A 25,146-nucleotide genomic window follows, 5' to 3' on the forward strand; every position below is an offset into this window, starting at 1 on the left:
CAGGAGCGGTAAGCGACCGCCGAGACGTCGCCTCCCGCTGGTCAGCTCTCCACCCCATCTCCCTCACTTGCTCTTATGCGCCGGTGGATGCCGGTCGCTGCCAGAGCGCCGGGTCGCGCGGCGTATCGGGATAGAGCCGGTGGCGGCTGGCGGATTGACCGGCCGCCTGCATCAGCCAGCCGAGCTTCTCCCACTTGCTGGTATGGACGCGCGCGGTGAGTGCGGCGGCGGGATCGGCGGCGACGTGGCGCGCGATGCCGCCATAGATGCCGGCAGCCGCGAGCACGGCCCAGGCGCAGCGAAACGGGAGGGCGGGGGTGCCGCGCCGGGCGCTCTCCTCGTAGCGCGCGGCGAGGCCGGCGACGCGGCCGGCGAGGACTGCCAGGGCGGGGCGGGTCGCGGGTGCCATCGGGTCCGCCGCGTCGATGCCGGCTTCGGCGAGCCAGTCGGAAGGCAGGTAGCAGCGTCCGGCCGCGGCATCCTCGGCGATGTCGCGCGCGATGTTGGCGAGCTGGAAGGCGAGGCCGAGATCGCAGGCGCGGGTGAGCGTGGCCTCGTCGTCCGGCGCGACGCCCATGACGATCGCCATCATGCAGCCGACCGCGCCGGCGACATGATAGCAATAGCGCATGAGGTCGCCCTGCGTGCGTGGGCGCCAGCCGGCCGCATCAAGCGCGAAGCCGCCGATGAGATCGTCCATGTAGCGACGCGGCAGGGCGACTTCCGCCGCGACCAAAGCGACGCCGGCGAAGGCGGGATCGTCGAGGCCCGCTTTGCCGGCCAGGGCCCGCTCGGTGCGGTCCTGAATGTCGGCCAGGCGGACACGGCTGTCGTCGGTCGCATGCATCGTGCCGCCATGGTCCTGCCCGTCGGCAATGTCGTCGCAGGCGCGACACCAGGCATAGAGCAGCCAGGCCCGCTCGCGGGTGGTGCGATCGAACAGGCGCGAGGCGGTGCGGAAGCTCTTCGACCCCCGCGCGATGCTGTCGCGGGCGTGGAGGACGAGGGCGGGGCGGAGGGTTTCGTCCGGCATCATAGCCCCTCCCCGTCAGGGAATCGGTGCACAATTCGGACCGACCTCCAACCTCTCGTCACCCCGGACTTGATCCGGGGTCCAGCTGCTCTCTGATAGATCGGCTCGAAAATCCATCGGTTGCGAAGAAAGCTGGACCCCGGATCAAGTCCGGGGTGACGAGGGCAATGACGCAACGATCTCCTGAGGGGGACGGACTCAGGAAAATTGCTTTTCAAAGCCGCTCCGCCTTCATCGCGAAGATGGTCTCGTGCGGCTCATAGGCTGCCATGGCGTCGAGCAGGTCGGGGAGGGTGTCGCGGGCGATCAGGATGCCGGCGTGGGGCGGGCGGATGAAGCCCACCTCGATCATCTGTCGGTTGAAGGCGATGAGCTGGTCGTAGAAGCCGGCGGTGTTGAGCAGGCCAACGGGCTTCCTGTGATAGCCGAGCTGGGCCCAGCTGATCGCTTCCCACAGCTCGTCCATCGTGCCGACGCCGCCGGGCAGGGTCAGGAAGCCGTCCGACAGGGAGGTGAACAGCGCCTTGCGCGCATGCATGTCCGGCACGACGTGCAGCTCGGTGAGGCCGCGATGGGCGACTTCGGCGCCAACCAGCGCCTCGGGAATGACGCCGATCACCTCGCCGCCCGCCGCCATCGCGGAATCCGCGACCATGCCCATCAGCCCGACCTTGCCGCCGCCATAGACGACGGTGATGCCGCGCTGCGCCAGCAGCGTGCCGGTCTGGCGCGCTGTCTCCATGTAGATGGGGTCGGCGGGGGTCGCCGAGCCGCAATAGACGGCGAGGCGCTTGAACGCGGTCATGCAAAATCCTCCAGCATCAGCGTGGCGGTCGCGCGGGCGGAGCCGACCACGCCGGGGATGCCCGCGCCCGGATGGGTGCCGGCGCCGACTACATAGAGATTGGAGATGACATCGTCACGATTGTGCGCCCGGAAATAGGCGCTCTGGGTCAGCAGGGGCTCCAGGCTGAAGGCGCTGCCGAGATGGGCGTTGAGATCGTGCGCGAAATCGGGCGGCGCGTAGGAGAATTTGACCTTGATGCGCGACTTGATGTCCGGGATCAGCCGGCGCTCGATCTCGGCGAGGATGCGTTCCTCCATGATCGGGCCGACCTGGCTCCAGTCGACCGGCAGCTTGCCGAGATGCGGCACCGGCGCCAACGCATAGAAGGTCGAGTGGCCGGGCGGGGCGAGGTCCGGATCGGTGACGGTCGGGTGGTGCAGGTAGAGCGAGAAATCCTCGGCGAGCACGCCATGGTCGTAGATGTCGGTCAGGAGCTCCCTGTAGCGCGGGCCGAACAGGATCATGTGGTGCGGGATGCCGGGCCAGGTGCCCTCGATGCCGAAATGAACGAGGAACAGGCTGGGGCTCCAGCGCTTGCGGGCGAGCGCATCGCCGCGGCGGCCGCCGCGGGGGTGGCCGGCGAGCAGATCGGCATAGCTGTGCATGAGATCGGCATTGGTCGCCACCGCGTCCGCCTCGAAGCGCAGGCCGGCGCGGGTGGTGACGCCGGTCGCGCGATCGCCGACCGTCTCGATCGCGGTGACCGGATCGCCCAGATGCAGCGTGCCGCCGAGCCGCTCGAAATGGGTGACCATGGCATTGACCAGCGCATTGGTGCCGCCCCTGGCGAACCAGACGCCGCCATCCTTCTCCAGCTTGTGGATCAGCGCATAGATGGCGCTGGTCGAGAAGGGATTGCCGCCGACCAGCAGGGTGTGGAAGCTGAGCGCCTGGCGCAGCTTCTCGTTGCGCACGAAGCTCGCCACCATCGAATAGACCGAGCGCCAGGCCTGGTTCTGGACCATGGCGGGCGCCGCCTTGAGCATCGACTTGAAGTCGAGGAAGGGGACGTGGCCGAGCTCGACATAGCCCTCGCGATAGACCTCGGCGCTGTAGGCGAGGAACTTCTGGTAGCCGGCGACGTCGGCGGGGTCGAGCTTCGCGATCTCGGCATTGAGGGCGACGTCGTCGTTGGAATAATCGAAGCTGGTGCCGTCCGGCCAGTTGAGCCGGTAGAAAGGCATGACCGGAAGCAGGGTGACGTCGTCCGCCATGTCGTGACCCGACAGGCGCCAGAGCTGGGCAAGGCAATCGGGATCGGTGATGACGGTCGGCCCGGCATCGAAGGTGAACCCCTCCTTCTTCCAGACATAGGCACGGCCGCCCGGCCGGTCGCGGCCCTCGACGATGGTCGTGGCGATGCCGGCCGATTGCAGGCGCAGCGCCAGCGCGAGGCCGCCAAATCCCGCGCCAATGACGACGGCTCTCTTCATGTGCGGATAGCTCCAAGGGCGTGAATCGCGCGTCCGATCGGCACCGGCGGCTTGCCGATGAGGATACGCAGTTTGTCGGCGAAGGTCGATTGGCCCGCATAAAAGCGGCTGATGAGCGCCGGGTCAAGCCGGTAGAAGCGCGCCAGCACGCGCCAGCGCTCGGCCGGCCCGGCGGCGCGGAAGAGGAGCGTGGAGAGCATCCGGTAGAAGGCCTGGCCGCGCCAGTGATCGATCGCGCGAGTGCGGAGCGCCTCGTGCAGCGCCGGGCCGGAAAGGTCGTCCATGGCGGCGGTGGCGAGAGCGGTGCGCACCGCGTCGGGCAGCGAATAGCCGGTCAGCGCATGGAAGAAGCCGCCGCGCAGGCCGATCTTCGCGACGCCGGGAGACTCCGCTGCCCAGAGCCGCGCGATGTCGCCGCCCATGCAGACGGGAAGGATGCCGGTCTCCTCATCGCCCGACGGCGCGCCCGCCCAGCCCTGCGCCTGCGCATAAGCGGCGATGCGGACGCGCAGGCCGGGCGCGTCGAGTTCCGGGCCGGTGGTGTAATAGGTGTCCTCGATGAACAGGTCGCGCGCCGAGAGCGGCAGCACATAGACGAAGCGATAGCCCTCGCTCTGCTCGACGGTCGCGTCCATGATGATCGGCGTGGCGAGGCCGTGCGGCGCGTCGCAGGCCCAGCGCTGGCCGAGGAATTTCTGGTAGCCGAGATCGAGCGCCGACATGTCGCCTGGCCCGCGCGCGTCGACGACGGCCCCGGCGTGGAGCGTGCTGCCATCCGCCAGGGCGACGGTGGTCGGCGTCAGGGCCGTCGCGCCCTGCCCGAAGCGGAGCGCGTCCGGCGGCAGGGTCTGGCGCAGGACGGCGTCGAGGCGAGCGCTGGTGAGGCTGGCATAGCCCGCGTCCAGACTGCGCTCGAAGCCGGGGAAGCGCACGTGATGCCCGCCCCAGCCATGCACGATCAGCGGCTCGATCAGCCAGCGGTCCTTCGCCGCGACGTCTCCGGCGAAGCAGGACCAGAGGTGATTGCCACCTGCCTGCATCGCTTCCTCGATCAGCACCACCCGCAGCTCTGGCCGCCGGGCGCGCAGGGCGAGCGCGAGGAGTCCGCCCGCGAGGCCGCCGCCGACGATGGCGAGATCAATCTGGGGGGATCGGGCGCTCACGCGGGATGACTAGCCGAGCGGCGCGCGCTTGGCTATCGTGACGCTGATGAGCCGTCCGACCTTTCCGCAAAACGCAATCCTGGCGGCTGTGGCGCTCCTCGTCGCCGGGTGCGAGCAATCGCGCGCGCCGGACCCGCCGCTCAACACCAGCAGGATCAGCGCCAAGATCGTACCGGCCAGCAGCACGGGCCCGATCAGCGCGGGTGGGGTGGATATTCCCCTCAACCTGCCGCAGCCGGGCATCTATGGCGACGTGACCGACGATAAAGCCAGCGGCACGCGCATCGGGTTCGAGGTCGAGATTCACCGGGGACCGGCCCAGACGGTCGATTTCACCTCCTGCGAAGGGGAATGCATCGACGTCAATCACGCGGAATATCGGATCGAGGGCAATGCGCTCAGAGTGGCTTATCCGGAAGCGCGGGTGGATGGATTTGGTCAGACGCTCCCGCCCGTCATGCATAATTTCCGGCTGGCGCGCTCCGGCGACGATGTCGAGATTCAGGCGGCGTGGGTGCCGGGTGGATCGACGATCCTGAAACGCCTGAACGAACGCTTTGGCCTTCGGCTGGCGGAAGACTATCAGCGCAAAGCGCTGGTCGCGCAGAAATAACGGGCCGCGCCGTCTGGCAGCGGCCGTCACATCGGTTATCAACCGCAAAAGGGGAGCGTGCCGGCCATGTCAGCGAAGATCGATCCGCGAGGTTGCACCATTCTTGCCGCCGCGCTCCTGCTCGCCGGCTGCAACGACGGGGCGGCGCCGGCCCCCTCGACCAACACCGCCGAAGCCAAGAGCAACGGCCCGGTTCGCCCCGGCGTCTATGGCAATGTGCATCGCGGGCCGGACGGCGGGCTCGCCGGCATGGAGGTCGAGGTCCATGAAGCGCATGGCCAGATGATCGAGATCACCCTGTGCGATGGCGCGTGCGGCGCCATTCATCGCATACCGTACGAGATCGAGGGCGGCGCGATCCGCTTCAACGATCATGATGCGGCCGGGAAGCCGCTTTCGTTCAAGCTGATGCCCAAGGGATCCGGGGTTGCCGCCGAGGGCGACTGGATCGGCAAGGAACCGGCCCTGCTCGCGCATCTGCCCGCGCGCAACGGCCTGACGATCGCCGAAGAAACGCAGCGACGCAAGGCGGGCATCAGATAGGCCGGTTCGAGGGGCGCCTCATCGGCTCCCGCCGAGGCCCTCGGCTATTTCAGCGGATGCAGCCAAGCGGCTGGCGGCGAGCGGCGCGGGCCCCTATAAGCCGGCCATGTCGCCGCTTGCGCTCATCCTCGTCTCGATGCTCGCAATGACGGGTATCATCGCGCTGCGCTATCTGCTGTCGAGCGGTGGGTTCGCGCTGGCGACGCGGCTGACGCGGCCGGGACTCTACAAGGGGCTGGACCGGCAGATCGGCGCCGAAATCCGCTGGTCGCTGTGGAGCGCCCTGATCTTCGGCGTCCCCGCCGGTCTCGTCGCCTGGGGCTGGCAGAACCGGGGCTGGACCCTGATCTACACGGACCTGCGCGACTATCCGCTCTGGTACCTGCCGGTGTCGGTGGCCCTTTATCTCTTCGCGCACGACACGTGGTTCTACTGGACGCATCGCGCGATGCACCGCCCGGCTTTGTTCCGCGTCGCGCATGCCGTCCATCATGCCAGCCGCCCGCCGACGGCGTGGGCGGCGATGAGCTTCCACCCGTGGGAGGCGCTGACCGGCGCGGTGGTCATCCCGGCGCTTGTGTTCGTCATCCCGATCCATGTCGCCGCGCTCGGCCTCGTGCTGACGATCATGACGGTGATGGGCGTCACCAATCATATGGGCTGGGAGATGTTTCCGCGTTGGCTGGTCCACGGGCGGGCGGGGCGCTGGCTGATCACCGCCTCCCACCATCAGCGGCATCACGACAATTATCGCTGCAACTACGGACTTTATTTCCGGTTCTGGGATAGGATCTGCGGGACGGACAAGGGGCTGGCGCCGGATTTCGCCACGGCGTCGGCGAGGGCGAGCGGGGCTGCGAAAGGATGAGGATGCGGGGCGGTATCGGAGCGCGGACGATCACGTGCCTGGGGCTGTGCATAGCGGCGCTGTCGGCGGGACCGCGCGCGCAGGCCGCGCCTGTCGTGGCGACCGTGGCGGTCGCGCCGACCGTGCCAGCGTCGACCCTCGGCGCGCTGGGCGTCCATTTCGAGGGGCTGCGCTCGTCCAAGGGCATGTTGCGCGCCTGCCTGACGCGCAACCGCGCCTTCTTCCCGAAATGCGAGAAGGACCCGGCGGCATTCAAGCTCAGTGTCGCTGCGGGCCGCGATGCGCGTCTGGCGTTCGGCGATGTGCCGCCGGGCGACTATGCGCTGCTGGTGCTGCATGACGAGAACAGCAACAACAAGGTCGACACGATGCTCGGCATCCCGCGCGAGGGCGTCGGCTTCTCACGCAACCCCAAGCTGATGTTCGGGCCGCCGAGCTTCGATGCCGTGCGCATCCACGTGCCCGCCGGGGCGAGCGAGACGGACGTGAAGCTGCAATATTTTCTGTAGGTTCTGTGCTCGCCCCAGAAGGGGAAATGGATAGCGTCTGTCCTGTTCGCATGAAGAAGTCCGTTCGTGTCGAGCGTAGTCGAGACACGATCAGCGCTGTGCCAACGTGTCTCGACTACGCTCGACACGAACGGAGGGGGTTTTGCTGACGGGCTTTGGGTTCGGTTGGCGAGGGGGCGGCGTAGCGCCAATACCCCTCTCCAAGGTCCGCTAGCCGAAATTGTCGGCAAGCTTCGCTATCCTCTCCCCTTTCAGGGGCGAGGATTTAGGGGGTGGTCGTCGTCGCCGGAGCCTGCTGGGCCTGCTGGGTCTGCTGCTTCTGCTGGGCGGCCTTGCGGGCGGCTTCGGCTTCGTCGGCCTTGGCTTCCTTCTCGATCGCCTCGGATTCTGCATCGAGATTTTTCAGGCGCTCCTCGCGGGCCTTCTGAACCGCGTCGGACCAGCTGGCGCTGCCGAGCGTGGTCTTGCGCTCTTCGCGGGCGGCCTTGGCGAGTTGCTGGAAGCAGCCGGTGAAGCCGCCGGCGCCGGTCGGCGAGCAGCTGTTGATGCCCTCGGCGCCGATCGTCTCGAGCGAACGGGCGCGATTCGCCCAGCTCTGCACCTTGGGATCATTGGGATCGGTGCGCAGTTCCTTGGGGATGCGGTAACGGTCATTGTCCGGCATCCGCGCGCACACGACGATCTCGTCGGCATCGCCCTTGGGGCAGGGATCATCGCCATAGACGAAGACCTGCTTCACCTTCTCGGTATCGGTCGGGCCGACGCCGGACGTGGGCGCGCCCGGCTGTGCCTGCGCGAAGGCGGGTGCGCCGATCAGCGTGGCGGCGAGGGCGAAGGCAAGGAAGGGCGCGCGCATGAATGGTCCTTTTCAGATGCGTTGTGATAGGGCGATCGCCGTGCGACAGCCCAGCCGGATCAGCCCCGACAACAAGGGATAGGCCGGCGCATTTTCAGCACCCGCCGCGATGGCCGTCTCGCGATGCTCGACTTCCTCGGCGCGGAATTCCGCGATGGCGCCGGACAGGGCCGGGTCTTCCGGGCCGAGCGCGTCGAGTTGCTTGCCGTAATGATCGTCGATCTCGGTCTCGATCGCGGCGGTGCAGGCCATGGCGGCCGACGGGCCGAGCAGCGCCGTCGCGGCGCCCAGCGCGAAGCCCGCGACATGCCAGAAGGGCTGCAGGAGCGTGGGGCGGACGCCGCGCTGCGCCATCATCGCGTCGAAATGCTGGCGGTGGCGCTCTTCCTGCGTCGCCATGCGGGCGATTTCGCGGCTCATCGGGTGCCGGTCGCCGAGCACCGCGAGTTGCCCTGCATAGATGCGGATCGCGCCATATTCGCCGGCCTGGTCGACGCGCAGCATCGCCGCGCGGTCGGCCCCGCGTTGGCCGGGCCGCGGAGAGGCAGGGGTGGGAGCGGTCATGTCTGGCTCCAGCGGCGCACGAGCAGATAGATGCCGAGGGCGCCGGTGAGCGAGAAGATCGCGTTGAAGCCCGCCAGCGAGACGCCGAACAGGGTCCATTGCGCAACGTCGCAGCGGATGAGGCGCGCCTTCATGATGGTATCGAGCATCGACTCGCCCGCCGGGCGGGCATTGGTGGAGCAGGTCGTGAAGCCTTCCCACCAATGATATTCGACACCGGCGTGGAAGACGCCGATCGCTCCGCTGGTGGCGATGAAGAAGGCGGCGAGCAGGGTGAAGACCGCGCTGGCGAAATGATTGCGGCGCAGGAAGATCGCGGCAAGCGCCGCGCCGATGGCGGCCAGATGCGGCCAGCGCTGCCACATGCACATCTCGCACGGGAAAAGCCCGCCGAGATATTGCGAGCCGATGGCGCCGCCGAGGAGCGCGGTCGGCAGCAGGATCGCCACCAGCCGGGCACGGGACAGATGGATGTCGCGGCGCATCGTTATTTTTTCTTCGGCGCCTTCGCGGGTTCGGCGGCGGCAACCTGCGTCGGCGCGGCGAGGCGCCCGATCGTCTTGAGCGCGTAGCTCAGCTGGAAGTCATCGATGCCCTGCTTCTTGAGCTCCTCGGCGCTGGCCGTGAACTTGGGATCGATGTTGGTATCCGCTTCCAGCTCGGCGCGGTCGAGCTTGGCCTCGTTGATGAGGTGCTTGCGCAGGTCGCTCTCGCGATAGCGCGGCCGCTTGGCGAAATCGGGATCGGAAAGCTGCGGCACGAGGATGTCCGGCTCGATGCCGCCTTCCTGCACCGAGCGGCCCGACGGCGTGTAGTAGCGCGCGGTGGTGAGGCGCAGCGCCGTGTCCGGCGAGAGCGGCAGCAGGGTCTGGACGCTGCCCTTGCCGAAGCTGCGCTCGCCCATGATGAGAGCGCGGTGCTGATCCTGCAGGGCGCCCGCCACGATCTCGGAAGCGGAGGCCGAGCCGGCGTCGATCAGCACGACCACCGGCAGACCCTGGGCATCGTCGCCGGGGCGCGCATAATAAGGCCGGTTGTCGCCCTTGGCGCGGCCGCGCTGCGAGACGATCTCGCCCTTGTCGAGGAAGGCGTCGGAGACGTTGACCGCTTCGTCGAGCAGGCCGCCGGGGTTGGAGCGCAGATCGACGATATAGCCGGTCGGCTTGTGGCCGAGCGACTTGTCGATGCTGCGGATCGCCATCTGCACGTCGGCGCCGGTGTCGGCCGAGAAGCTGACGATCTTGATGACGCCGACATTGTCCTTCACCTGCCACTTGACCGGCTTGATGTCGATGATGGCGCGGGTGAGCGTCACATCCAGCGGCTCGTCACGGCCGGCGCGGGCGATGGTGAGCTTGACGGTCGAGCCCGGCGCGCCGCGCATCTTGTCGACCGCCTCGTCGAGCGAGCTGCCGTAGATCAGCTTGCCGTCGATATGGGTGATATAGTCGCCGGCCTTGATGCCGGCGCGCGCGGCGGGCGTGTCGTCGGTCGGCGCGATCACCTTCACCACGCCCTCGTCGAGCGTGACCGAGAGGCCGAGGCCGCCGTAATTGCCCTCCGTCTGGGTGCGCAGATTGCTGAAGTCGCGCGCGTCCAGATAGGAGCTGTGCGGATCGAGGCTGGCGAGCATCCCGTCGATCGCGCCCTTGATCAGCGTCTTGTCGTCGACCTTCTCGACATAGGAGGAGCGGACCCGCTGGAACACGTCCATGAACAGGTCGAGCTGCTTGTAGGTCTCGCTCTCCGCATCGGTGACGGCCGCGGTCGACGCCGGGATCAGGGCGATTGCGCCGAGGATGGCGGCGGAGCGGAGCAGGAAGTTGCTGCGGGCGCTGGGCATGGAACGAGCTTTCGAAAGAGACGTTTGATCCAACTATAGGCGCGATTGCAGGGTCTGCCTAGCGCGGGCGCATAGTGCAATATGAAGGTTACGCTCGGCTGAACGGGTGGATCGGATCGACATTCCGCCCATGCGGGCCTGCAAAGCACGATTTGCTGCGCTTCGGTGCTCACGTGCCAAAAGTACGCTGCGCTCCGATGCTCGCAAATCACACTTTTCGGCGCCACCTGGACGAAATGTCGATCCGATCCACGGCGGCTTTGACCTGTGGCCGGAACCGGGGCGGGATGACATCTCCCGCTCCTACCGTTCGTTTCGAGCTGAGGTTCGAGCCTGTCGAGAACCGGAGTCGAGAAAGGCGTCCGAGCGCGATGTTCTCGACAACCGTCTCGACTTCGCTCGACGGCCGCTCGAACCGAACGGTTTTTTGCGATGCGCCGGTTATCGGATCAGCGCGCCGATGTCGACCGGGCGTTCCTGGCGGCGCAGCTCGACGATCAGGCGGGGCTTGCCGGGGCCGGTCGAGCCGATGGGATCGCCCTGGCGGAGCTGATCGCCGATCTGGGCGGAGAGCCTGCCGAGCTGGGCGATGAGGGTGGTCCAGCCGCCGCCATGCTCGATGATCACGATGTTGCCATAGCCGCGGAACGGCCCGGCGAAGGCGACGCGGCCGGCGGCGGGCGCGACGACGGTGGCGGCCGGCGCGGTGGCGATGGTGAGGCCGCGGGCGCGCACGCCGCTCTCGCTGATCTCGCCGAAGCCGGTGATGACGTCGCCGATGACCGGCAGGCGATAGGCCGGGGCTGCGCTGCTTTGCGCGGCGGCGGCGCGATCGACCGGCAGCGGGGCGTCGCCCGGCGCGGCGGGGCGGGGAACCGGGCCGGGCAGGCGGATGAGCGCATCGCGGATGACGGCGGCATCCTCGATCTGGGCCATGAGATCGGTGATGTCGCGCGCTTCCTCGCCCATGGCGAGCGAGCGCTCGGTCTCCAGGCTGGCGCTTTCGCGCAGGGAGCGGGAGGTGACGCGCTGGCGCTGCTCGAGATTGGCGAGGGTGCGCTGATAGGTGGCGAGGCCGTCGCGGCTCTTGGCGAGGGCGAGGCGGGCCGCGTCGGCGCTCTGGCGCAGCTCGCCGCTCTGCTCGATCTCCTTCCGCAGGCCGCGCGTGTTCGCCATGACGATCGGCATGACGCGGGCAAGGACGATGCGGCGATGGACCGCGTCGCTCACCGATCCCGGCTCGACGAGTGTGAGCACCGGCGAGCGGCGGGCGATCTGCTGGAGCGCCGCGGTCAGCCGCACGATCGGCTTCTGGCGCAGCGCGAGCCGCCGGGCCTGCTCGCGCTGCAGGGCGGCGATGATGCCGATGCGGGCCTCGCCCGCGCGCAGGTCCGCCTCGCTCTGCTGGATGCGGGCGGCGAGGGCGGCGATCTGGTTGCGGGTCTTGTCGGCGGCGGCGGCGGACTGGCGCGCGCGGGCCTCCAGCGCTTCGCTGCGCTTGCGCGCGTCCTCGGCCTGCGCCTTGGCGCGGACCAGGGCGGCGCGCTGCTCGGCGAGGCTGGTGCCGGGGATGGGGGACGTGGCGCTCTGGGCGAGGAGGGCGACGGGGGCGAGGACGAGGGCGGCGAGGAGGGGGAGGCGGGGGATCATATCATTCCCCCTGTCCAACTTATTTCCGTTCGGTTCGAGCGGCCGTCGAGCGAAGTCGAGACGGCTGTCGAGAATGTCCGGCGTTGCGCTGTTCTCGACACGCGTCTCGACAGGCTCGACGCGCGCTCCAACCGAACGGAGGTTATTTCGGTCGCAGGCCCCATCCCCTAACCCTCGCGATGGTACGGATGATTGGCAAGGATGCTCGTCGCGCGCCACAGCTGTTCGGCGAGCATGGCGCGGGCCATCATGTGCGGCCAGGTCATCGCGCCGAAGGCGATGCGCAGGCTGGCAGCGTCGCGTTCGGCCTGGGAGAAGCCGTCGGCCGCGCCGATCAGAAAGCGGCATTCGCGCATGCCCTCGTCGCGCCAGCGGCCGAGGCGATCGGCAAAGGCGAGCGAGCCCATCTGCGTGCCGGTCTCGTCGAGCATCACGGTGACGGCGGGAGCCTGTGGCGGCGTGGGTTCCTTGCCACCCTTGTCGGGCAGTTCGGTGATCTTCGTCGGCCAGGCGATGCGCTTCATGTAGCGCTCGACCAGCTCGGCCTCAGGCGAGCGGCCGATGCGGCCGCGCGCGACGATGTGCAGCAGCATGGCGCTGCCCTAACCGACGTCATGCTGAACGTGGGTGTGCTTACGCACGCCTGTCGGCTCCAGCATCCATTTCGCCCCCATCACCATCAGTCAAATCCGCAGAATGGACCCTGAAACAAGTTCAGGGTGACGGCAAGGTCGCAGGGCCGGCGCCGGGCCAACCCAAAATGACAGGGTTGGCGCTCAGGCTTCGCCGGCGGCGGAGAGGGGTGCGTCGGTGAAGCCCCACATGCGCTCGAGATTGTAGAAGCTGCGCACTTCCGGGCGGAAGACATGGACGACGACATCGCCCGCGTCGATCAGCACCCAGTCGGCGACCGGCAGGCCCTCGACGCGAACCGGACGGCCCGTCGCCTGCTTGATTCGCTCGGCCAGCTTCTGCGCGATCGCCGCAACCTGTCGCGACGAGCGGCCGGAAGCGATCACGATATGGTCGGCGATGCTGCTTTTGCCGGCCAGCGGGATGCTGACCACGTCCAGCGCCTGATCATCATCCAGGGACTGGAGGACGAGTTCGTGCAGGCGATCGATCGAGGCGTCGATGGCGGCGGAGGCAGGGAAACCCGCGTCATTGGCGGGATTGGCGAGCCGGGTCGGTAAAGGGTCGGGCAATGTCACTCCTTGGTGGTGATGAGGCGACCAGTCACGCCGTCGCGGACAGCGACATGGGCATAGCGATGGTGCCAAAGGGGGGCCTGCTGCCGCAGCAGCGTGGCTGATCGGGGATCGGGGCGAAAGCGCAGATGCACGAGCGCCGGCAGTCTCCATAACGTCCAGCTTTTGCTCTGGCTTGCGGGTCGGACGAAGCGCCGCAACCAGGCCATGGCAGGTGAGCCGAAAGCATCCGTCATATAGCCTGGTCTGGCGATTTCGGCAATGGCCGTCTCGCGCGCTATGTCGCGCCACTGCTTCCATTGATGGAATTGGGCGAGATTGTCGCCGCCCATCAGCCAGATGAAGCGGATGCGCGGGTAGCGGCGACGCAGCCCGCGCAGGGTGTCGACGGTGAAGCGCGTGGCCATTTGCTGCTCGATGGCGGTGACGCGGATCGGCGCGCGGCGCGCAACCGCGCGGGCGCTCGCCATGCGCGCGGCGAGCGGCGCCATGCCGGTCGCGGGCTTGAGCGGATTGCCGGGCGAGACCAGCCACCAGACCTCATCGAGGCCGAGCGCTTCCATTGCGAACAGGGAAATGGCGCGGTGGCCACCATGGGCCGGGTTGAACGACCCGCCGAGCAGGCCGACCGTGCGGGCGCGGTTCACGCGTACACGTCGCCATCAGCGGCGATCTCGCCGGCCTGCGCCTGCTGGATGCTGTCATGATCGCGATGGAGGGGGGTCAGGCGCAGGAGGAGAAAGCCGGCCATCGCGGAGAGGATCGAGCCGGCGAAGATGCCCGCCTTCGCTTCTTCGGCAAGCTGTGGCGCGCCGGGGAAAGCGAGGCCGCCGATAAACAGGCTCATCGTGAAGCCGATGCCGCAGAGCAGAGCAAGGCCATATAGCTGCATCCAGGTCGCGCCGCGCGGCATGCCCGCGATGCCAAGCCGCACGCTGATCCAGATCGCGCCAAAAATGCCGAGCTGCTTGCCAAGAAACAGCCCGAGCGCGATGGCGGCGGGAAGCGGCGCGGCGAGCTGCGCGAGAAGGTCCGGCTCGATGGCGACACCGGCATTGGCGAAGCCGAACACCGGCACGATGAGATACGCGCTCCAGGGGTGGAGCATATTCTCCAGCCGGTGCAGCGGGCTGTCGGCGGCGTCGGGCGCGCCGGGCGTCGCGCGGATCGGGACGGCGGTGGCGGCGAGGACGCCGGCGATGGTCGCGTGGACGCCCGACAGCAGCACACAGTACCAGAGCAGGAGGCTCAGCAGCAGATAAGGCCAGAGCGCAGTGACGCCGCGCTTGTTGAGCAGCAGCATGACCGCATAGACCAGCGCCGCTGCGAGCAGGGCGGCGACGCTGATTCCGGCCGTATAGACGAACGCGATGATGGCGACGGCGCCCATATCGTCGACGATCGCGATGGTGGTGAGCAGGAGCTTGAGCGAGAGCGGCGCGCGACGACCGAGCAGCGCGAGCACGCCGATGGCGAAGGCGATGTCGGTCGCGGCGGGAATGGCCCAGCCGCTGCGCAGGTCCGGCGCGCCCCGCGTGACCGCCAGATAGACCAGAGCCGGGACGATCATGCCGGCGGCCGCCGCGATGATCGGCAGGCCCCGGCGGCTCCAGTCGGAGAGGCGCCCGTCCAGCCACTCGCGCTTTATCTCGAGGCCCACGACGAAGAAGAAGACCGCCATCAGCCCGTCATTGATCCACAGATGCGGCGTCATCTCGCCGAGTTTGGCGGAGAGCGTGTGGCCGAGCGGGGCATGCAGCAGATGATGATAGGCCGCAGCCGTGCCGGGCGAGAGATTCGCCAGCAGGATCGCCAGCGCCGAGGCCGCGATCAGCAGGGCGCCGCCTCCGGCTTCCCCGGCAAGGAAAGCCAGCAGCGCCGACCGGGCAGGAGAGGAGCGCGCAGCCATGATGGTCGCATCGCTAGAGACGGGATGGCGGAGCGTCAAATGCTACCGGCGCCGCGCGGAATGCGGATCGTCGCTTTGCGCAAAATACCGGTTGCGTGGGGCCGCGGCTTCGGTGAAGTGTCGCATGTCGGCATTTGGGGATGGCGGCCAGGGGGGATATGGGTCCGGCACTTGCGGCGCTCGAGCTGCTGCGCAACGAATTGCTGCTCTTCGCGGCGATCGGCCTGCTGATCGGTGGGCTCGACGATCTTTTGATCGATCTCGTTTATGCGGCGCGGCGCCTGTGGCGTTCGCTCACCGTCTATTCCCGCATCCGGCGCATGACCGCGCGGGACCTCCCGCCCGCCGGCGCTGCCGGGCCGATCGCCGTCTTCGTGCCCGCCTGGGACGAGGCCGACGTAATCGTGCCGATGCTGCGCGGCTGCCTGGAGAAGTGGCGCGACGACGATGTGCAGATCTTCGTCGGCGTCTATGCGAACGACCGGCCGACCATCGATGCGGTCGTCGATCTGATCGCCCGGCACGGCGGGGACCGCGTCCTTCCTGTGGTCAATCATCGCGACGGGCCGACGACCAAGGCGGATTGCCTGAACCAGCTCTGGCACGCGATGCGACGCTGGGAGAGGCGAGAGGGCCGCGACGTGCTCGCCGTCGTGCTGCACGATGCCGAGGACGTGGTGCACAAGGACGCGCTGCGCGTCATCGGCCTGCTGGCGCCGCGCTTCGCGCTGGTCCAGCTGCCGGTGCTGCCGCTGACCTCGGCGCGATCGCGCTGGGTGGCCGGCCATTATTGCGACGAGTTCGCCGAGGCGCATGGCAAGTCGCTGGCCGTACGTGAAGCAGTGGGCGCAGCGCTGCCGTCCGCAGGGGTCGGCTGTGGCTTCAATCGGGCGGCGCTTGGCCGGATCGCGGCGGCGCGGGGCGACCTGCCGTTCGACGCGAGCAGCCTGACCGAGGATTATGAGCTGGGCCTGTTGCTCGGGGACGAGGGCGGACGCGGCGTCATGGTGCGGATGCGCGACGCGGATGGCCAGGTCATCGCCACGCGCGAATATTTTCCGGACACGCTGAGCGCGGCTATCCGCCAGAAGGCACGCTGGACGGTGGGCATCGCGCTGGCCGGGTGGGACCGGCTTGGCTGGACCGGCGGCTGGCGCGAGCGCTGGATGCGATTGCGCGATCGGCGCGCGGCGCTGGCGGCGCTGATTCTCCTAACGGCCTATGTGGGGTTGATCCTCTCGGCGAGTGTCAATGCCGGCGCATGGCTCATCGGCCGGCCGCTCTCGCCCTTGCCGCCGCCGTTGCCGGCGCTGCTCGCGATGACCGGCGTCATTCTCGTCTGGCGCCTGCTGGTGCGGATGATCTTCGTGTGGAGCGCCTATGGGCCGGTCGAAGCGCTACGCTCGGTGCCGCGCACGTTCATCGCCAATTTCATCGCGATGCTGGCGGCGCGACGGGCGGTGGGCATCTATGTGCGCCATCTGCGGGGCGAGGCGCTGGCGTGGGACAAGACGGCGCATCGCTTTCCGGAGCCGGTTCTCGCGACAGCGACGGCGCGATGACCACCGCCGGACGCCCTCTGCGCTTTCTGGGCTATATGGTCGGCGGCTGGGTCGGTCTGCGCGCGGTCTCGCTCCTTGCGCCGGCGCTATGGAGCATGGCCATGCCGACCGTGCCGGCAAACCAGATCACGGAGCGGCCATTGAGCGACGATGGCGGGCCGGCGGCCGACCCGTCCTCCAAATCGGTGGCGCCCCTTGCCCCCGTCCAAGCGGCGGCGCGTCCGGCGGCCGTTCGGGCGCTGGCGAAGCCGAAGCGCGCAGGCGCCTTCGGACCTGTCACGATCGCAGGGATGGGCTGGCATGAAGGCACGATGGACCTCTTGATCGGCGCTGCCCTTGGCTTCCAGCGGCCGCGCATTGCGAACGGCCTGATCGACCGGCTCGGTCGCGTGGTCGCGGGCAATGAGGGGCGGAGCGGCGCGATCGGCGCGGGCAGCGGCGTCGCGGTGGCGCCACGCGCCGGCGGGCCGGGGCGCTGGTCCGGTGCGGCCTGGCTGCTCTGGCGCCCCGAGATGGGCAATGGCTTTGCCAATGCGCCGCTGCTCGGCGGATCGCAGGCGGGTGCGCGGCTCGATTATCGTCTCTCCAGCGGCGGGGCGAACCAGCTCAGCCTTTACGGCCGCGTCAGCCGTGCCTTCACCGGTCCGTCATCGGAGGAAGGCGCGCTCGGGCTCGCCTGGCGCCCCGGCAAGCTCCCGGTCTCGCTGCTCGCGGAGCGGCGGGTGCGGTTGGGGCCGGGTGGGCGCAATGCCTTCGCCGTGCTCGCAGCCGGCGGCATCGGCCCGCGCGAGGTCACCCGGCGGGTCGAAGTCGAGGGCTATGCGCAGGCCGGGTTCGTCGGCGAGCGGCTGGAGGATGGTTTCGCGGACGGCAAGGCGAGCCTTGGCTATCGCCTCACGCCGCCGGCGGAGCGACGCAGCGTCACGCTGGGCGCGAGCCTCTCGGGCAGTGTGCAGCCGGGGGCGGGCCGCGTCGATATCGGGCCGGAACTGCGCTTTCGCCTGCCGGTCGGAAGCGCGGGCGTGCGTCTCTCTACCGAGTGGCGCGCGCGTGTCGCCGGCGACGCTCGCCCCAGCAGCGGCCCGGCGATCACGCTCGTCGCCGATTTTTAGCGGACCCGGCGTCCTCGCCTCTTTTGGCGCGGTCGCTTTGCGACTACCGAGGGGCGTATGGATATTTATCTGCCGATCGCCAATCTGTCGGTGAATGCGCTCGTCATCATCGGGCTCGGCGGGCTGGTCGGGCTCCTGTCCGGCATGTTCGGCGTCGGCGGCGGCTTCCTCACGACGCCCTTGCTGATCTTCTACGGCATTCCGCCGACGGTCGCTGCGGCCTCGTCCGCGACGCAGGTCATGGGCGCGAGCGTCTCCAGCGTGGTCGGCCATGTCGGGCGCAAGACTATCGACTTCCAGATGGGCGGCGTGATGGTGGTCGGCGGCGTGATCGGCGCAGGCATCGGCGCGGTCATCTTCCGTGTGCTGGAGCGGATCGGCCAGATCGATACGGTGATCGGTATCCTCTATGTGGTGATGCTCGGCTCGATCGGCATGCTGATGGCGCGGGAATCCATCCACGCGCTGATCATGGCGCGGCGCGGCGAACGGCTGGAGGCGCGCAAGCGTCGGCACCATCCTCTGGTCTCGGCCTTGCCGCTGCGCTGGCGCTTCTATGCCTCGGGCCTCTATATTTCGCCTTTCGCGCCGCTGTTGCTCGGCATCTTCTCGGGCATCATCACCATGCTGATGGGCATTGGCGGCGGCTTCGTGCTGGTGCCGGCGATGATCTACATCCTGGGCATGTCGACCCAGCTGGTGATTGGCACGTCTTTGTTTCAGATCCTGTTCGTGACCATGGTGACGACGATGGTCCACGCGACGACCACCCACGCGGTCGACCTGGTCCTCGCCTTCCTGCTGCTGATCGGCAGCGTGATCGGCGCGCAAATCGGCGGGCGCATTTCGATGAAGGCGCGGCCCGAATATCTGCGCGTGGCGCTGGCCTTCATCGTGCTGATCGTCGCGATCCGCATGGCGCTCGGCCTGGGCTGGCGGCCCGACGAGATCTACACGGTGACGCTCCAGTGAGGCGGCTCGCGGCCCTGCTTTGCGCACTGGTCCTGCTCGTCACGGGGCAGGCGGCCCTCGCGCAGAAGGAAGCGCCGCAGCTGGTGCCGGACGTGTCGCAGCGCACGGTGGAGATCAAGTTCAGCTTCACCGGCGCCGAGCTGCTGCTGTTCGGGGCGATCCTCTATCCCGGCGGGCGGGTGCCGGAGAAGCCGGCCGACATCATCGTCGTGCTCAAGGGGCCGAGCCAGGCCATCAAGATGCGCGAGAAGCAGAAGGTCGCGGGCATCTGGGTCAATGCCGACAGCATCGATTTCCGCTCAGCGCCGAGCTTCTATGCGGTCGGCTCATCGCGGCCGATCGACAAGCTGGTCGATGAGCGGACGGCCGCCATTTACGAGCTGGGCCTCGCGAAGCTCCAGCTCTCGCCGTCCTCGCTCAACGACACCACGGAGATCGATCGCTTCTCCGATGGTCTCAAGGAGCTGCAGGCACGCAAGGGCCTGTATCTGGAGGAACCCGGCTCGGTCGAGATCACCGACGGCGTTCTGTACCGGGCGCGGCTGCCGCTCTCGGCGCGGGTGGTCACCGGCACCTACACAGCGGAGACCTTCCTCGTCCAGAACGGCCGCGTGCTCGCCGCCGCGACGCGCGAGATCGAGGTGCGAAAGACCGGATTCGAGCGGCTGATCGGCCTCTTCGCGCGGGAGCATGACCTGGTCTATGGCCTCGCCGCGGTGGCACTGGCGCTCGGCATGGGGCTGCTCGCGGGCGTGATTGCCGGCCGCGTGGGCAGCGCGTTCGGCTGAGCCGAAATGACACGCAATCAGGCTTTGAGAGGCGCGGATTTCCGCGCGGCTTTACCTTTTGGCAGGATTTTGTTTACGCCTTGCTGGTAGCGCTCGTGCGGATCACGCGAAGCTGGGAGCGTTGCACTCGTGAATTTTGTCGACGGCATGAACGGCGGTAAGCGCTTCGAAGACAGGATCGCGCAGGCTCGCGCCGCCGCCGCCACGGATCCGGCAGCTCCGCTCCGCCGTCGCCAGTCCGATTTCGTCATCGGTGTCGTTTCGGCCATTGCCGGCGGCTCGGCCAAGATCATGCTCGACATTGCCGCGATGGAAACGCTCGCCGGCAATAGCGATCCCAGCGTGGCGATGGCCGGCCAGGTTGGCAGCCAGATCAAGATGATGGTCGGCCAGAACTGGCTTGTCGCGACGGTGCGCACCCTCGCGCTCGATGCACGCGTCGCGGCCCATGTGGTCGCCGAGATCGATTTCATCGGCGAGGGCGATCAGGAGCAGCTCACCGGCCGGATCTTCCGCTTCCGCCGCGGCGTCACGCGCTTCCCGGTTCCCGGCACGCAGGTCTATCCGGTGTCCAACAGCGACATGGTGGAAATCTATTCGGCCCACGACCAGAAATGCATCGAGATCGGCACGGTCTATCCGACGGCGGCAACGCGGGCGGCCCTGCTCGTCGACAGTCTGCTCGGCAAGCATTTCGCGCTGCTCGGCTCGACCGGTACGGGCAAGTCGACCGCTGCCGCGCTCATCCTGCACCGCATCTGCGATCTCTCGCCCCAGGGCCATATCGTGATGATCGACCCCCATGGCGAATATGGCGCGGCCTTCGCGACCAATGGTGCGGTCTATGGTGCGAACAATCTCGAGCTGCCCTACTGGCTGATGAACTTCGAGGAGCATTGCGAGATCCTCGTGACCTCCAAGGGGCCAGAGCGCGCCATGGACTGCGACATCCTCGCCAAATGCCTGCTCGCCGCGCGCGCGCGCAATCGCGCCGCCGAGGGCATTGGCCGGCTCACCGTGGATTCGCCGGTGCCCTATCTGCTCTCGGATCTGGGGACGATCCTGCAGAACGAGATGGGCAAGCTGGAAAAGACCACCAACACGCTGCCTTACGTCCGGCTGCGTGCCCGGCTGGACGAGATCAAGGCCGATCCGCGCTTCAGCTTCATGTTCTCCGGCATGCTGGTGGCGGACTCGATGCAGACGTTCCTGTCGAAAGTGTTCCGCCTGCCTGCGCAGGGCAAGCCGATTTCGATCATCGACACCTCCTCCATGCCGTCCGAGATCATCCATGTCGTCGTTTCGGTGCTGGCGCGGCTGATCTTCGACTTCGCCCTCTGGGCGCGCGATGAGGAGCAGAAGCCGATCCTCCTCGTCTGCGAGGAAGCGCATCGCTACATCCCGTCGAGCAGCATCGGCGAGGGGCAGAGCGTCCGCAAGATCCTGGAGCGCATCGCCAAGGAGGGCCGCAAATATGGCGTGTCGCTGGGGCTTATCACCCAGCGTCCGTCGGACCTGGCCGAAGGCGTGCTCTCCCAGTGCGGCACGCTCATCGCCATGCGCCTCAACAATGACCGCGACCAGCATTTCGTGAAGGCGGCGATGCCCGAAGGGTCGCGAGGTTTCCTCGATGCGATCCCGGCGCTGCGCAATCGCGAATGCATCGTCTGCGGCGAGGGTGTCTCGGTGCCGATCCGCGTCGCGTTCGACGATCTGGAGCCAAATCGCCGTCCCGCATCGGCCGATCCGGTGTTCTCCGAGCTGTGGCGCCAGACGGGCGGCGAGGACGAGATCCTCGAACGCACGGTCAATCGCTGGCGCAACCAGGGGCGCTGATCCGGGAAGCTTCTGCGACGCTCGGGCTTACGCGCGTTCAACCGACATTTTTTGTCGACGAGTGGAACTTCGGCTCGCTTCACTCATTTTACGGTTACTGGCCTTCGCGCTGGTGATGCAACCCCGATCCTGGCGGCGGTCCTTGCGCAAGCGGGCCGCCGTTTTTTTGTGCGGAATCCGAACGGGGGCCTGCGACCGGCGTCCGCAATCGGGTCCCGGTCTGGCTGGTAGTTCGACTTGAGAGGGGTTGGGAAGCGGAGCTTAGCCCCTCCTCTTCAGAGGAGGGGTGATAAAGTCCGCAATGGCGTCGGATCCTGACTGTCGGCTTCCGGGCGATATCCCTGGATAGCCGCCATCCCGGATTGTCCAGGCGTCCTAGCCCTGCTGCCCCAGCCCATCTTCGATGGCGTGCATGTCCTCGTCCGAGAAGCCGAAATGATGGCCGACTTCGTGGATCAGCACATGGGTGATGAGATCCTCCAAAGTCACGCCGGTCTCGGCCCATTCGTCGAGCAGGGGGCGGCGGAAGAGGCGGATGCGCGGGGGCATATCGCCGGACGACCAGATGCTCTGTTCGGTGAGCGGGCGGCCTTCGTAGAGGCCGCTCAGCTCCCAGGGATCCTCGATGCCGAGATCGGCGAGCGCCCCCTCGTCGGCAAACTCCTCGACGAGGATGGCGACATCGCCGAGATGGTCCCGGAACAGGGCCGGCATCGCCGCCACGGCCTGACGCGCGAGCCGCTCGATGCGCTCTGCGTCCGGCGCCGTCTGGCCGCGTTCAGCCATGCTGGAGATCGCAATCGATGGGCAGTGCCGCGCCGGAGATGGAGCGGCCGGCCGGCGTCGTCAGGAACAGCGCGAGATCGGCGACATGCTCGGGCGCAGTGATCCGCTTGAGCGATTGCGTCGCGAGGCCGAGCGCCGTCTCCTCCTCGATCGAGCGGCCGCTGATCTGGGCGCGCCCGGCGATCACCCGGTCGAAGCGCTCGCCGCCGACCGCGCCCGGCAGGATCGCATTGACGCTGATGTCGTGCGCGCCCAGTTCCATCGAGAGCGTCTTGGTGAAGCCGATCAGGCCCCATTTGCTGGTCGCATAGGCGATGCGGTTCGGGTAGCCGTAGCGCCCCGCCGCCGAGGACATGACGATGATCGTGCCAGCGCTCTCCTTGAGCAGGGGGATGGCGCGGCGGGTGACTTCGAACGTGCCGGTGAGGTTGATGCCGAGCACGCGCCGCCAGTCGTCGCTGGGGAGCTGGTCGGCGGGAAGTGTGGGTCCGCCGATGCCGACATTGTTGACCAGCACGTCCAGCCCGCCCAGCTCGCGGTCGAGCGCGACGAACAGCGCGTCGATATCGGCGACGTCCGCGCAGTCGCATGTGACGGTGCGCAGGCCGGGGAGGGTAGCTCGTGCCGTGTCGAGCGCCGTATCGTCGACATCGCAGACCAGCACGCGCGCGCCATCGGCGAGAAAACGCCGCGCGACCGCGAGGCCGATTCCGCCCGCGCCGCCTGTCACCAATACCCGCTTCATGTGCCGCGCTCCGCTCGCATAGATCGCGCGATCCATACCGGGCTGGCTTTCAAAAGCCAGTCTCTTCGCGGCGCGCCGCCACTCACCGCATTTTCAACGCCTTGCGGTTGCGTTGGGCAGGCAAGTGCGGGTATCTGCTCATTTTCAACTGCATAGTGCCGTGGAGCACTGCAGGAGGGGGACCGGCAGTGATTCAGAGCATGCAGTCGCGCAGGCCTGTCATCATGCTCGCCTTTGGCTTTCTGGTGCTCGCGGTCAGCGTCCTCATCGCCTATCGCGCCATGGTCCTGCAGGACAAGGCGCGGATCCTCGTCCGACACACGCTGCAGGTGGAGAATGAGCTCACCGACATCGGCCGTTTCGTCACGCTGGCGGAGGCATCGCAGCGCGGCTATCTGATCACCGTGCAGCCCGCCTATCTGCAATCCTATCGTGCGGCGCAGGGGCGTTTGCCCGGCATCATGGCAACGCTCACGAAGCTGGTCAGAGACAATCCCCCGCAGGTCTCGCGCGCGACCGAGCTGGGCGTCCTGATCGAGCGACGCATGGCGATCCTGCACGAGGGCATCGACCTCGTCTCGGCGGGCAAGGGCGAGGAGGCTTTCGCGCTGGTGAAGTCCGGCAAGGGCCATGATGTGACGATCCGGTTCAGCACGGTGCTGGCGGACATGCGGGCCGAGGAGGACAAGCTGCTGCAGGGCCGGGCGGCGCTGGCCGCACTGCGCACCGACTATGCCCGGGTGGTGCTGGTGGTGAGCTTCTTCCTCGCGCTCATCCTCGCCTTTTTCGCCTTGCGCGGCGCGATGGCGCGGATCGTCGCGCTGGACGCGACCATCGCGAAGCTCAACGAGGAAAGCCACGCGCGGGGGCAGGCGCAAAGTCAGGTGCAGCAGCTCCAGAAGATGGAGGCGGTGGGCCAGCTGACCGGCGGCATCGCGCATGATTTCAACAATATGCTGGCGATCATCGTGGGCAGTCTCGATCTGGCGCGGCGCCGGCTGCGGGATGGCGACACGGAGAAGGCGGTGGCGATCCTCGACCACGCGCAGGACGGGGCCGATCGCGCCGCCGCGCTGACCGCGCAGCTGCTGGCCTTCGCGCGCCGGCAGCCGCTGGAGCCCAAGACGCTGGAGCCCAACAGGCTGGTCGGCGGTATTTCCGAGTTGCTGCGCCGCACCCTCGGCGAGCAGATCCAGATCGAGACCGTGCTGGCAGGTGGCTTGTGGCGCGTCCATGCCGACCCCGAGCAGCTCGAAAGCGCGCTGGTCAATCTGGCGGTCAATGGGCGCGACGCGATGCCCGGTGGCGGCAAGCTGACCATCGAGACGGCCAACAGCGAGCTGGACGAACGCTACGCCGCCTCGCACGAGGAAGTGACGCCGGGGCAATATGTCATGATCTCGGTGACCGATACCGGCGTCGGCATGACGCCGGACGTGATCGAGCAGGCGTTCGAGCCCTTCTTCACCACGAAAGAGGTGGGGCGCGGCACCGGGCTCGGCCTCAGCCAGGTGTTCGGCTTCGTCAAGCAGTCGGATGGACATGTGAAGATCTATTCCGAGCCGGGGCAGGGCACGACGGTGAAGATCTACCTGCCGCGCGAGGCAGGCGTCGCGGTCTCGGTCGGGCGGATTGCCTCGGCGGATGTGCCGGTCGGCCGGCCCGACGAGCTGGTGCTGGTGGTCGAGGACGAAGCGCGGGTGCGGCGGGTCTCGGTCGATGCGCTGGTCGAGCTGGGCTATGGCGTGATCGAGGCGGCCAATGGCCAGGAAGCACTGACGATCCTGGCCGACAATCCGGGCATCCGCCTGCTCTTCACCGACATTGTGATGCCGGGCATGTCGGGTCGCCTGCTGGTCGACAAGGCGCACGAGACGCGGCCCGACCTCAAGGTGCTCTACACGACGGGCTACACGCGCAACGCGATCGTCCATAACGGCGTGGTCGATTATGGCGTGGCATTCATCCAGAAGCCGTTCACCATCCAGGCGCTCGCGCGCAAGGTCAGGGAAGTGCTGGACGACGACTGACCGGGGGCTTTCCAGGGAGAAAGGCGGCGCTATCGGTCCGTTTCAGAGAAGATGTGGCATGAGGTGTAAACCTGAAAACGGCGCAAAACCGTGCCTTTCGAACGAAACTTCATGAAGCTCGCACATATCGTGCATGGCGTTTTGGCAAAAGTCCGCCGCGCGCCCGAGCAAGGCACGGATTTTGAAGGGTTTTACGGAGTCAAAGAGCGACGCGTGATCGCGCGGGCAGTGTGATCTTGTGCCATGAGCGCGACGATGTAGGACAGAGGGGCGTTG

The 25,146-nt window shown here is 67.7% G+C and carries 26 protein-coding genes; 11 read left to right on the forward strand and 15 right to left on the reverse strand.

Going from position 1 to position 25,146, the window contains the following annotated elements:
• Positions 1 to 73: 73 nt before the first annotated feature.
• The 4 genes from KK488_RS03445 to crtY form a co-directional block, all read right to left on the reverse strand.
• Entirely contained in the window at positions 74 to 1,033 is a 960-nt protein-coding gene (locus tag KK488_RS03445) for a phytoene/squalene synthase family protein (protein ID WP_214621740.1), read from the reverse strand.
• A 214-nt stretch (positions 1,034 to 1,247) separates the two neighbouring features.
• Complete coding sequence (locus KK488_RS03450) at positions 1,248 to 1,838, reverse strand: LOG family protein (protein ID WP_214621741.1); 591 nt, start codon at positions 1,836 to 1,838, stop codon at positions 1,248 to 1,250.
• The gene (locus tag KK488_RS03455; RefSeq protein WP_214621742.1) at positions 1,835 to 3,313 is read right to left on the reverse strand and encodes a phytoene desaturase; all 1,479 of its coding nucleotides are present in this window, start codon (positions 3,311 to 3,313) and stop codon (positions 1,835 to 1,837) included. Before KK488_RS03455 ends, KK488_RS03450 begins: the two co-directional genes overlap by 4 nt.
• On the reverse strand, positions 3,310 to 4,476 hold the full coding sequence (gene crtY, locus KK488_RS03460; RefSeq protein WP_214621743.1) for a lycopene beta-cyclase CrtY: 1,167 nt from the start codon (positions 4,474 to 4,476) through the stop codon (positions 3,310 to 3,312). The genes KK488_RS03455 and crtY overlap by 4 nt, the downstream gene beginning before the upstream one ends.
• A gap of 46 nt (positions 4,477 to 4,522) precedes the next feature.
• On the opposite strand from crtY, the gene KK488_RS03465 reads away from it, so the two are divergent.
• The 4 genes from KK488_RS03465 to KK488_RS03480 all read left to right on the forward strand — a co-directional run bounded on the left by KK488_RS03465 (position 4,523) and on the right by KK488_RS03480 (position 7,009).
• Entirely contained in the window at positions 4,523 to 5,089 is a 567-nt protein-coding gene (locus tag KK488_RS03465) for a hypothetical protein (RefSeq protein ID WP_214621744.1), read from the forward strand.
• Positions 5,090 to 5,155: 66 nt separating this feature from the next.
• Entirely contained in the window at positions 5,156 to 5,632 is a 477-nt protein-coding gene (locus KK488_RS03470; protein ID WP_214621745.1) for a hypothetical protein, read from the forward strand.
• Between the two features lie 106 nt (positions 5,633 to 5,738).
• On the forward strand, positions 5,739 to 6,500 hold the full coding sequence (locus KK488_RS03475) for a sterol desaturase family protein (RefSeq protein ID WP_214621746.1): 762 nt from the start codon (positions 5,739 to 5,741) through the stop codon (positions 6,498 to 6,500).
• A 2-nt stretch (positions 6,501 to 6,502) separates the two neighbouring features.
• Positions 6,503 to 7,009 (forward strand): DUF2141 domain-containing protein, encoded by a 507-nt coding sequence (locus KK488_RS03480; protein ID WP_214621747.1) that lies wholly within the window; start codon positions 6,503 to 6,505, stop codon positions 7,007 to 7,009.
• Between the two features lie 265 nt (positions 7,010 to 7,274).
• Here KK488_RS03480 and KK488_RS03485 read toward each other — a convergent pair whose 3' ends face one another.
• The 9 genes from KK488_RS03485 to nhaA form a co-directional block, all read right to left on the reverse strand.
• A complete protein-coding gene (locus tag KK488_RS03485) occupies positions 7,275 to 7,865 on the reverse strand; it encodes a hypothetical protein (RefSeq protein WP_214621748.1) in 591 nt (196 codons plus the stop codon).
• 12 nt (positions 7,866 to 7,877) lie between these two features.
• On the reverse strand, positions 7,878 to 8,429 hold the full coding sequence (locus KK488_RS03490; protein ID WP_214621749.1) for a demethoxyubiquinone hydroxylase family protein: 552 nt from the start codon (positions 8,427 to 8,429) through the stop codon (positions 7,878 to 7,880).
• Positions 8,426 to 8,914: a disulfide bond formation protein B gene (locus KK488_RS03495; RefSeq protein ID WP_214621750.1), complete on the reverse strand. Its 489-nt coding sequence runs from the start codon at positions 8,912 to 8,914 to the stop codon at positions 8,426 to 8,428. Before KK488_RS03495 ends, KK488_RS03490 begins: the two co-directional genes overlap by 4 nt.
• Positions 8,915 to 8,916: 2 nt before the next feature.
• Positions 8,917 to 10,272 carry a S41 family peptidase gene (locus KK488_RS03500; RefSeq protein WP_214621751.1) on the reverse strand — a complete coding sequence of 452 codons (1,356 nt, stop codon included), beginning with the start codon at positions 10,270 to 10,272 and terminating at the stop codon, positions 8,917 to 8,919.
• Between the two features lie 441 nt (positions 10,273 to 10,713).
• The gene (locus KK488_RS03505) at positions 10,714 to 11,922 is read right to left on the reverse strand and encodes a murein hydrolase activator EnvC family protein (RefSeq protein ID WP_214621752.1); all 1,209 of its coding nucleotides are present in this window, start codon (positions 11,920 to 11,922) and stop codon (positions 10,714 to 10,716) included.
• Positions 11,923 to 12,089: 167 nt separating this feature from the next.
• Complete coding sequence (locus KK488_RS03510) at positions 12,090 to 12,515, reverse strand: 23S rRNA (pseudouridine(1915)-N(3))-methyltransferase RlmH (RefSeq protein WP_214621753.1); 426 nt, start codon at positions 12,513 to 12,515, stop codon at positions 12,090 to 12,092.
• A gap of 183 nt (positions 12,516 to 12,698) precedes the next feature.
• Complete coding sequence (gene rsfS, locus KK488_RS03515) at positions 12,699 to 13,127, reverse strand: ribosome silencing factor (RefSeq protein WP_432653831.1); 429 nt, start codon at positions 13,125 to 13,127, stop codon at positions 12,699 to 12,701.
• A 2-nt stretch (positions 13,128 to 13,129) separates the two neighbouring features.
• Positions 13,130 to 13,777, reverse strand: a complete 648-nt coding sequence (locus KK488_RS03520; protein WP_214621755.1) for a nicotinate-nucleotide adenylyltransferase — start codon at positions 13,775 to 13,777, stop codon at positions 13,130 to 13,132.
• A complete protein-coding gene (nhaA, locus tag KK488_RS03525) occupies positions 13,774 to 15,039 on the reverse strand; it encodes a Na+/H+ antiporter NhaA (RefSeq protein ID WP_214621756.1) in 1,266 nt (421 codons plus the stop codon). The genes KK488_RS03520 and nhaA overlap by 4 nt, the downstream gene beginning before the upstream one ends.
• Before the next feature lie 158 nt (positions 15,040 to 15,197).
• Here nhaA and KK488_RS03530 point away from each other — a divergent pair, with 158 nt between their 5' ends.
• From KK488_RS03530 to KK488_RS03550, 5 genes are all read left to right on the forward strand, one after another.
• Positions 15,198 to 16,601 (forward strand): glycosyl transferase family protein, encoded by a 1,404-nt coding sequence (locus KK488_RS03530; RefSeq protein ID WP_214621757.1) that lies wholly within the window; start codon positions 15,198 to 15,200, stop codon positions 16,599 to 16,601.
• A complete protein-coding gene (locus tag KK488_RS03535; protein WP_214621758.1) occupies positions 16,598 to 17,713 on the forward strand; it encodes a hypothetical protein in 1,116 nt (371 codons plus the stop codon). Before KK488_RS03530 ends, KK488_RS03535 begins: the two co-directional genes overlap by 4 nt.
• A gap of 57 nt (positions 17,714 to 17,770) precedes the next feature.
• Positions 17,771 to 18,685, forward strand: coding sequence for a sulfite exporter TauE/SafE family protein (locus KK488_RS03540; protein WP_214621759.1), 915 nt, complete (start codon positions 17,771 to 17,773; stop codon positions 18,683 to 18,685).
• Positions 18,682 to 19,473, forward strand: coding sequence for a TIGR02186 family protein (locus KK488_RS03545; RefSeq protein ID WP_214621760.1), 792 nt, complete (start codon positions 18,682 to 18,684; stop codon positions 19,471 to 19,473). Before KK488_RS03540 ends, KK488_RS03545 begins: the two co-directional genes overlap by 4 nt.
• A 291-nt stretch (positions 19,474 to 19,764) precedes the next feature.
• Positions 19,765 to 21,309, forward strand: coding sequence for an ATP-binding protein (locus KK488_RS03550; RefSeq protein WP_250890067.1), 1,545 nt, complete (start codon positions 19,765 to 19,767; stop codon positions 21,307 to 21,309).
• A 375-nt stretch (positions 21,310 to 21,684) separates the two neighbouring features.
• On the opposite strand, the gene KK488_RS03555 is transcribed toward KK488_RS03550, so the two are convergent.
• Positions 21,685 to 22,095, reverse strand: coding sequence for a metallopeptidase family protein (locus KK488_RS03555; protein WP_214621761.1), 411 nt, complete (start codon positions 22,093 to 22,095; stop codon positions 21,685 to 21,687).
• A complete protein-coding gene (locus KK488_RS03560; protein WP_214621762.1) occupies positions 22,088 to 22,840 on the reverse strand; it encodes an SDR family oxidoreductase in 753 nt (250 codons plus the stop codon). Before KK488_RS03560 ends, KK488_RS03555 begins: the two co-directional genes overlap by 8 nt.
• 200 nt (positions 22,841 to 23,040) lie before the next feature.
• Here KK488_RS03560 and KK488_RS03565 point away from each other — a divergent pair, with 200 nt between their 5' ends.
• Complete coding sequence (locus KK488_RS03565) at positions 23,041 to 24,870, forward strand: CHASE3 domain-containing protein (RefSeq protein ID WP_214621942.1); 1,830 nt, start codon at positions 23,041 to 23,043, stop codon at positions 24,868 to 24,870.
• A gap of 111 nt (positions 24,871 to 24,981) precedes the next feature.
• A complete protein-coding gene (locus tag KK488_RS21560) occupies positions 24,982 to 25,104 on the forward strand; it encodes a hypothetical protein (RefSeq protein WP_284732122.1) in 123 nt (40 codons plus the stop codon).
• Positions 25,105 to 25,146: the final 42 nt, after the last annotated feature.

This window comes from Sphingobium nicotianae (assembly GCF_018603885.1).
GTDB classification, from domain to species: Bacteria; Pseudomonadota; Alphaproteobacteria; order Sphingomonadales; family Sphingomonadaceae; genus Sphingobium; species Sphingobium nicotianae.